The sequence below is a fragment of the Eubacterium sp. CAG:161 genome (genome assembly GCF_000432355.1).
Taxonomy (GTDB): Bacteria; Bacillota; Clostridia; order Lachnospirales; family Lachnospiraceae; genus Eubacterium_G; species Eubacterium_G segne.
Genome location: NZ_HF991872.1, coordinates 256,851 through 262,403, shown reverse-complemented (window position 1 = coordinate 262,403; position 5,553 = coordinate 256,851). Strand labels below are relative to the sequence as shown.

Sequence of the window (5,553 nt, the reverse complement as noted above, 5' to 3'; positions counted from 1 at the left end):
TTCACAAGAATAAATCCCACAACAGATTTAATGGCATCAAGCATACTTATAATAAAGAACATCCACACAATCGGAAGATTAGTGAAATGTGCCAGTAGCATTGCCACAGGTACATTTACCGCCCATATAAAACCACTGTCAAAAATAAAAGTCATAACCGTTTTGCCACCACTTCTAAGAGTAAAGTACGCCGCATTGGTAAAGGCGTTAAATGGTGTGGCAAGAACATATACCAAAATAAATCNNAACATATACCAAAATAAATCTTGTGGCAAGATAACGTATTTCTCCGGTTGTGTTATATATACGTGGGAACAAAGGTGCTGCAATAAGCAACAGGGCAGATACTCCAAGAGAAATCATTAAAGAAAAAGTGATCATCTTCGTATCCGTTTCCTTAGCCTCTTTTAGCTTGCCGGCACCAATTAACTGACCAATAACAATAGAAATGGCAATGCCCATTGTTAAGAAAAATGTATTAACTACATTATTAAGAGTGTTGGAAATATTAAGCCCGGCTATGGCCGAAAGTCCTCTGGTAGAAAGTGCCTGTGTCTGCATTGTTATTCCGGCGGCCCAAAGCAATTCGTTAAATAATAAGGGAGTACCGCGTAAAAGAATCTTTTTTACAAGAGAGGAAGGCACATGCAAATTGCTATAAACACCTTTAATAAACCTATATTTATCACTGTGTCTGTAGGTATAAATTATAAGATATCCACATTCAACAAATCTTGACATAACTGTTGCAATGGCAGCACCTATGACTCCCAGTTTTGGAAAACCAAGTAAACCGAATATTAAAAGAGCATTGAAAACAAAGTCAACAATAACGGCTAAAAGTCCTGCTATCATAGGAACCATGGTTTGACCGGCTTCCTTAAGGGTTGTGCTATAGCAATTTGCCACTACAAAAGGAATAATACTAAAAAGCATGATGTATAGATAATCCCTGGCATATTTAAATGTAGCATGGATATTTCCGGAAGCCCCACCTTCATGCAGGAACATATTAATTAAAGGTTCGTGGAGAATAATTAAAACACACATGCTTATGGCAATAATAAATATTCCTATAATTAATTTCATTCTAAATACATTTCTGGCACCATTATGATTATTCTGACCGAAATATTGGGCAGAAAAAATTCCCGCTCCGGACATTCCACCAAAAACTGCCAGATTAAACACAAAAAATAACTGGTTAATAATGGCAACACCGGTCATCTGGTCTGTTCCGATTTTTCCTACCATTACATTATCAAGCATAGCAACAAAGTTAGTAAGAAGATTTTGAATAACAATAGGCAGTGCAATAGCCATAATCATTTTGTAAAAAGCTTTGTCGCCAAAATATTTTGTTCTAAAAGTCTGTTTTCCTTCCGCAACCATTAAAATAACCTCATCTCATTAAATAATTTAAATAAAAACAGCAATAAATAACTGTATAAAATAATCACAATAATTAATTGCAATAGGTAGTAGAATAACACATGATTCCACTACAATCAATATAAAAATATAAATTAATTTTATAGTTTTAAGATATATTGGTAATGTGCATTATTATAATAGAAGAAAAACTTAAAATAGTGGCGTTAAAAATGTTTACAATTTATTAACAAATCTTTTTTAATAAAATTGTTGACAAAGTACTTTGATAGTGATATTTTAGTGTCAGATGAAATATTAGCACTCGAAACTAATGAGTGCTAATAAATCAAAGAAAGGAGATGCTTATGGAACTTAGTGATAGAAAAGAAAAGATTTTAGATGCTATCATCAGAAGCTACTTAGAAACAGGCGAGCCGGTAGGTTCCAGAACCATTTCCAAGAACACTGATTTGAATTTAAGTTCAGCTACCATTAGAAATGAAATGTCTGACTTAGAAGAGATGGGATACATTATCCAGCCCCATACATCGGCAGGACGTATTCCTACAGATAAAGGTTACAGATTTTATGTGGACAATATCTTAAAGGATAAGATGTCTGAGTTAGATGAAAGAGAAAAGAAGGTAACTGAAAAAGAAGATTTGTTAATTGAGAAGGTTGATAAGGTTGAGACATTACTTCAAAATATGGCAAAGGTATTAGCAAATAATACTAATTATGCCACCATGGTATCCGCACCGAAGTCTCAGGAGAATAAAATCAAGTTTGTTCAATTATCAGTAATTGATGAAAATCAGTTGTTATGCACTGTTGTTTCTGACAAGAATCACGTAGTTAACAGAATTATAAAGATTACACAGCAGATTAGTCAGGAAATGATAGTGAGACTGAATGTGGCACTTAACACTGTTTTGGCAGGTTTGTCATTAGAAGAAATCAACTTAGGAGTTATTTCCACATTAACATCTCAGGCAGGAGAGTTTGAGGGATTGGTTAATGAAGTGTTAAAGACCATTACGGAAGCTATTGCTACAGAGGCACAGATGAAGATTTACACATCAGGTGCCACTAATATTTTTAAATATCCTGAGCTTAGTGATAAGGAAAGAGCCAGCCAGTTACTTACAACATTAGAAGAAAAGTCACAGCTGACGGAACTTATTAATGAAAGTGATGAGGAAACAGGCATTCAGGTATATATAGGTAGTGAGAGCCCGGTTAAGTCCATGAAGGATTGTAGCGTTGTCACGGCAACATACGAGCTTGAAGATGGATTTAAAGGAACTATCGGTATTATAGGACCGAAGCGAATGGACTACGAAAAGGTTGTTGAAACTTTAAGAACTGTTAAAGAACAGTTAAGTGAGACTTTTAAAGATGATAATTAGTATAAAGTTTTAAGAAAGGATGATTATCCGATGCAAAAGGAAAATAAAGATTTAGATGAGAACCTTGAAAAAGATGTGGCAAATGAAGAAACTACAGAGGAAGTAAAGGAAGAATCTAAAAAAGAAGAAAAGTCACAGGATGCAAAAGCACAGGATGTGGCAGAGGAAAAGCAGGATGCATCAGACAAGAATGAAAATCCTGATAAGAAAAAAAAGCGTGGCTTAAAGAAGAAGGACAAAAAAGACCAGCAGATAGAGGAACTTAATGATAAGTACCAGAGATTATTTGCAGAGTTCCAAAACTTCAGAAGCCGAAGCGAAAAGGAAAAGGCAGCAATGTTTGAAACAGGTGCCAAATCTATTATAGAGAAGATACTTCCTATAGTAGACAACTTTGAAAGAGGAGTTGCAGCACTTAGTGAAGAAGATTTAGAGTCACCTGTAGGACAGGGAATGAATCTTATTTATAAACAATTACTTTCAACTCTTGATGAAATGGGAGTTACAGCTATTGAAGCCGAAGGAAAGGAATTTGACTCTGACCTTCACAATGCAGTAATGCATGAGGAAAACGATGAACTTGGTGAAAACATTGTTTCTCAGGAACTGCAGAAAGGCTATAAATATAGAGATACTGTTATTAGACACAGTATGGTAAAAGTTGCAAATTAACTAAAGTTTTATGTTATTTTAGGAGGAAAATAAAATGGGAAAGATTATTGGTATTGATTTAGGAACAACAAACTCATGTGTAGCTGTTATGGAAGGTGGAGAACCTACAGTTATAACAAATGCAGATGGAGCAAGAACAACTCCTTCAGTAGTTGCTTTTAAAAAAGATGGTGAAAGATTAGTTGGTGAGCAGGCTAAACGTCAGGCAGTAACTAATGCAGAAGGTACAGTATCATCAATTAAGAGACATATGGGTACAGATTATAAAGTTACTATTAACGACAAGTCTTATACACCACAGGCTATTTCAGCTATGATTCTTCAGAAGTTGAAAGCTGATGCAGAAAGCTATCTTGGTGAAAAAGTTACAGAAGCAGTTATAACTGTTCCGGCATATTTCAATGATGCTCAGAGACAGGCTACAAAGGATGCAGGTAAGATTGCAGGTCTTGATGTTAAGAGAATTATCAACGAGCCTACAGCAGCAGCTTTGGAGCCTACAGCAGCAGCTTTGGCTTATGGTCTTGATAATGAAAAAGAACAAAAGATTATGGTATACGATTTAGGTGGTGGAACATTTGATGTATCTGTTATCGAAATCGGTGATGGCGTTATCGAAGTTTTAGCAACAAACGGTGATAATAAGCTTGGTGGTGATGACTTTGATAAGAAGGTTATGGATTATATGGTAGCTGACTTTAAGTCAAAAACAGGTATTGACCTTTCAAATGATAAGATGGCTATGGAAAGAATTAAAGCTGAAGCAGAAGATGCTAAGAAGAAACTTTCATCATCTACACAGGTTGAAATTAACATCCCATTCATTACAGCTAATGAGCAGGGACCTCAGCATCTTAATATGACTCTTACAAAGGCTAAGTTTGATGAACTTACAAGAGACTTAGTTGAGAGAACAGCTATTCCTGTACAGAATGCGTTAAAGGATGCAGGAATTACAGCTTCAGAGCTTAGCAAAGTATTATTAGTTGGTGGTTCTACAAGAATCCCGGCTGTTCAGGATAAGGTTAAACAGTTAACAGGTCACGAGCCATCAAAGAAGATGAATCCTGATGAATGTGTAGCTATTGGTGCTTCAATTCAGGGTGGTAAATTAGCAGGTGACGCAGGTGCCGGTGATATTCTTCTTCTTGATGTTACTCCACTTTCATTATCAATTGAAACAATGGGGGGTGTTGCTACAAGACTTATTGAGAGAAATACAACTATTCCTACAAAGAAGAGCCAGATTTTCTCAACAGCAGCAGATAACCAGACAGCAGTTGATATTAACGTAGTACAGGGTGAGAGACAGTTCGCAAGAGATAACAAGTCCCTTGGACAGTTCAGACTTGATGGAATTCCTCCAGCAAGAAGAGGTGTTCCACAGATTGAGGTTACATTTGATATTGATGCAAACGGTATTGTTAATGTATCAGCTAAAGACCTTGGAACAGGCAAGGAACAGCACATTACAATTACAGCCGGATCAAATATGTCAGATGAAGATATTGATAAGGCAGTTAAGGAAGCAGCTGAATATGAAGCAGCTGATAAGAAACGTAAGGAAGCAATTGATGCAAAAAATGACGCTGAAGCTATCATTACTCAGACAGAACAGGCAATGAGCGAAGCCGGTGATAAGTTAGCAGAAGGTGATAAGCAGGCAGTTCAGGCTGACATCGATGCATTAAAGGCCACAGTTTCTGCAATTGGTGCTAATGAACCTACAGAGGCTCAGGTTGAGGAATTAAAGGCTGGAAAAGAGAAATTAATGAACTCAGCACAGCAGTTATTCCAGAAGATGTACGAACAGGCACAGGGTGCTGCAGGAGCACAGGGTGCAGGTCCTGACATGAATGCAGGTGGAGCCGCACCACATGATGACGATGTGGTTGATGGAGACTTCACAGAAGTATAAATTAAAAATATAATGGGGTGATGCCCCTTATTACCGGAGAATCCCGCCCGTTTCAAACGGACGGGTTTTCCCACGAAATAAGATACGCTATTTTTTAACGATGGAAGGTATATTATTATGGCAGATAAGAGAGATTATTATGAGGTGTTAGGCGTTGACAAGAACGCTGATGCAGCCACA

Annotated in this window: 4 protein-coding genes and 1 pseudogene; 4 read left to right on the top strand and 1 reads right to left on the bottom strand. The window is 36.8% G+C overall.

Translation table 11 applies throughout. The features are described 5' to 3' along the window. Positions 1-207: 207 nt before the first annotated feature. Complete coding sequence (locus Q5O30_RS09020; RefSeq protein WP_021953427.1) at positions 208-1,392, bottom strand: MATE family efflux transporter; 1,185 nt, start codon at positions 1,390-1,392, stop codon at positions 208-210. A gap of 347 nt (positions 1,393-1,739) precedes the next feature. Between Q5O30_RS09020 and hrcA the strand changes: the two genes are divergently transcribed. From hrcA to Q5O30_RS11725, 4 genes and pseudogenes are all read left to right on the top strand, one after another. Further along, positions 1,740-2,783 (top strand): heat-inducible transcriptional repressor HrcA, encoded by a 1,044-nt coding sequence (gene hrcA / locus Q5O30_RS09015; RefSeq protein WP_021953426.1) that lies wholly within the window; start codon positions 1,740-1,742, stop codon positions 2,781-2,783. 30 nt (positions 2,784-2,813) lie between these two features. Beyond that, a complete protein-coding gene (gene grpE, locus Q5O30_RS09010) occupies positions 2,814-3,455 on the top strand; it encodes a nucleotide exchange factor GrpE (protein WP_021953425.1) in 642 nt (213 codons plus the stop codon). 34 nt (positions 3,456-3,489) lie between these two features. Further along, positions 3,490-5,373: a molecular chaperone DnaK gene (gene dnaK, locus Q5O30_RS09005; RefSeq protein ID WP_021953424.1), complete on the top strand. Its 1,884-nt coding sequence runs from the start codon at positions 3,490-3,492 to the stop codon at positions 5,371-5,373. Between the two features lie 117 nt (positions 5,374-5,490). Beyond that, positions 5,491-5,553: pseudogene (locus Q5O30_RS11725) on the top strand (molecular chaperone DnaJ); the annotation flags it as partial.

What these genes read in the sequence shown, in the direction of transcription:
- dnaK (WP_021953424.1), top strand. Translation starts at nt 3,490, where the DNA reads ATGGGAAAGATTATTGGTATTGATTTAGGAACAACAAACTCATGTGTA.
- hrcA (WP_021953426.1), top strand. Translation starts at nt 1,740, where the DNA reads ATGGAACTTAGTGATAGAAAAGAAAAGATTTTAGATGCTATCATCAGA.
- grpE (WP_021953425.1), top strand. Translation starts at nt 2,814, where the DNA reads ATGCAAAAGGAAAATAAAGATTTAGATGAGAACCTTGAAAAAGATGTG.